Annotated in this window: 3 protein-coding genes; 2 read left to right on the forward strand and 1 reads right to left on the reverse strand. The window is 66.8% G+C overall.

Translation table 11 applies throughout. The annotated features are described in order from the left end of the window. Window positions 1-298, forward strand: a 298-nt coding sequence (locus U9980_RS16205) for a hypothetical protein (protein WP_322768680.1), incomplete at its 5' end; no start/stop codon positions are given. A 340-nt stretch (window positions 299-638) separates the two neighbouring features. Further along, window positions 639-1673 (forward strand): WD40 repeat domain-containing protein, encoded by a 1035-nt coding sequence (locus tag U9980_RS16210; RefSeq protein ID WP_322768681.1) that lies wholly within the window; start codon window positions 639-641, stop codon window positions 1671-1673. 86 nt (window positions 1674-1759) lie between these two features. Here the strand turns inward: U9980_RS16210 and U9980_RS16215 are convergent. Then, a partial coding sequence (locus U9980_RS16215) for an IS4 family transposase (protein WP_322768682.1) occupies window positions 1760-2901 on the reverse strand: 1142 nt, incomplete at its 5' end.

Below are 2901 nucleotides of genomic sequence, written 5' to 3' on the forward strand. Positions count from 1 at the left end.
CGGCGCTCGACTCGTCGGTGACCGGCTTGTGCTGGCCTGGGAACCGGCCACGGTGGTGGCGGTCGGGCCGTTCGCACCGGTGGGGGAGTCTCCCGGGCGTCGGGAACAGGCCGAGCGGACCGGCGCCATGATGATGACGTTGCGTGCGCGGGCCAACGCGGACGTGGGTATGAGCGCCGATCCTGTGCTGTCGCCACGTGGCGCGGTCACCCGGGCACCGGCTTTCGGGTTCGTGGTGGTCGGCGCCTACATCCTGCTCGTCGCCGCGGCCTGGTGGTGGCACGTCCACCACGGCTGACGAACTGCGCCGTGATGTCCGGGTGCGGTGAGCGCGGATGATCCGGCGCCCCGCCCGAATGGAGGACAGGTTGTCGACCACCTCGCATTCGGTAGTCGCATGAATGCGAATTCCGGCCTATTGTGAAGAGTCGTAAAGCCGGTGGTACGCTTCGCGTCCGATGGGCCGCCTCCTCTCCTCGAATTGGGCTGCGAACCCAATTCTTGCAGGAATGGACCATCTTCTACCTGTGATCCGTCGAAACGAATCATAATCGATGGCTCCGTTAATGATCATCGAAGGAAAGGTTATCGTCACTATGACAGGTGCTGTGGGAAGCGATTCGTCAAGGCTGATGGCCGTGATATTCGTGACTGGCGTTGCGGTAGTCGCCCTGGCAGGATGCGGCGGATCGTCGGGGAGTGCAGTCAATTCCACCGCGGGCGCCTCGGCGACTCAGGCGCCCGACCCCGGCAACCAAAACGCCGGCGCCTCGGCAACCCAGGTGTCCGGCCCTGGTAACCAGCACCCGAGCGTGCTCACCGGTCACACCGCCCGGGTCACGACAGTGGCGTTCAGTCCCGACGGCAGAACTCTCGCCACCGGTAGCGCGGACAAGACTGTGCGGCTGTGGAACGTTGCCACAGGCCAGGTCACCGCGACCTTCACCGGTCACACCGGTGGCGTGTTTGCCGTGGCGTTCAGCCCTGACGGCAGGACCCTCGTCACGGCCGGCGAGGACTTCACCGTGCGGGTGTGGAACGTTGCCACGGCCAAGGCCACCGGAAGCTTCGCCAACTTCACGGACCAGGTGACCGCTATAGCGGTCAGCCCCACCGACGGCAATGTTCTCGCCACCGGTAGCGCCAACGGGCCGGTGCGGCTGTGGAACGTTGCCACCGGCCAGGTCACCACCACCTTCACCGGTAACACCAACTATGTTTACGGCGTCGCTTTCAGCCCCGACGGTAAAACCCTTGCCAGCGGCAGCCAGGAGTCGGTGCGGCTGTGGAACGTGGCCACCGGCCAGCTCGCCAGCACGCTGACGGGTGGCGCTACCAACGTGGCGTTCAGCCCGGATGGCACGACTCTCGCCAGCGCTGCTGACCGCAACCGGGTGCTGCTGTATGATCTTGCTACCGGCAAGACTATCGCTACGCTCACGGGCCACACCGGCCAGATCTACAGCGTGGCGTTCAGCCCCGACGGCAAGGTCCTCGCGAGTGGCGGCAATGATACCACTGCCCGGCTGTGGAACGTGGTCACCGGCCAGACCACCAAGACGCTCACGGGCCACACCGGCCAGATCTACAGCGTGGCGTTCAGCCCTGACGGCAAAGTCCTCGCCACCGTCAGCGAAGACAGCACAATCCGGCTGTGGGACGTCACCAGCTGACGCAAACATTCAGCCCGAATCAGCTTGGAATTTAGAGCGCCCGGCAATAGCCCCAAAGCCGCTTGGTTAGCTGGCAGGGCTGGTTGTCAAGGGTCTTGGGATACGAGGATGTCGATGTTGATGGTGGCCTTGTAGCTCGGGGCTCGGACGCGGGTGCCTTTGGCGACGAACGTGGAGATCGCGCGTTTGACGACGCGGGGGTTGACCCGTAGACGCCGGTCGGGCAGGAGGTTGTCCAGGATGTGTCGGCCGATGGTGCCGACAAGGTCGATGACGGTGTCGGCGATGACGCCGGCGGCCTGGGTGAGCTGGTCGCGGGCGGTGTGCAGGGCGGTGGTGAAGCTGGCGCGGTCGGGGTCGACGTCCGGGCGGGTGGCGGTGGCGTCGGCCATCGCCAGGCGTAGCACCTGGTAGGTGACGAGTAGGGCGTAGATCTCCTGCTCAACGCCGGTCGGGGTGCGGGCGCGTAGCACCCTGCCTCCCAGGATCGTCGATTTGATCTCCAAATAGGTGGTTTCGATCTCCCAACGATCATGATAAAGGCGGATGATGTCGGTTGCGGGACAGTGCGGATCGGTGACGGTCGTCACGAGCCGGTAGACGCCGGTCTGCCGGCCGGCGGACGTCACGATCGTGATCTCGGCGCAGATCACGCGGACTTCCAGTCCACCCATCCGGGACACGTAGGACCCGTCCCGGTAGCGGCGGCAGACCGGGAGGTTCCGGCCGTTTTTCACCCGGACCAGCAGGTCGGCGCCGGTGCCCGCGATCGCTTCGAGCAGCTTCTGCGACGCGAAGTTACGATCAGCCAGGACGATCATCCCGTGGTGCAGGCTGCGCAGCAGCCGGGTGGCGTAGGTCGTCTCGCCGCTGCTGGTCGGGCCGAAGACCGCGTCGATGACGGTGCGGGTACCGCAGCCGACCAGGGCCAGCAGCCGCAGCTGCGGGTATCGGGTCCCGCCGTGGTGGCCACCGCCCCGGCGGTACACGGCCAGGTTCGCCGCCGTGTCCGGGCACGCCATGATGGTGCCGTCGATCGCGGTGACCAGCCGGCCGCGCCACCACACCCCGCGGGTGGCCAGGCCGGCGGCCGGGCCGCGTAGCAGGTCGAACAGGGCGCGCAGCGGTGCGGGCCCGACCCGGCGGCGGGCCTCGGACAACGCCGCGCTGGTTGGGGACGCCACGGCCAGCCCGGCCAGGCCTGCGGTCAGCTTCTGCCACACCAGCG

It is taken from the genome of Protofrankia sp. Cr1 (assembly GCF_963555865.1).
Taxonomy (GTDB): Bacteria; Actinomycetota; Actinomycetes; order Frankiales; family Frankiaceae; genus Protofrankia.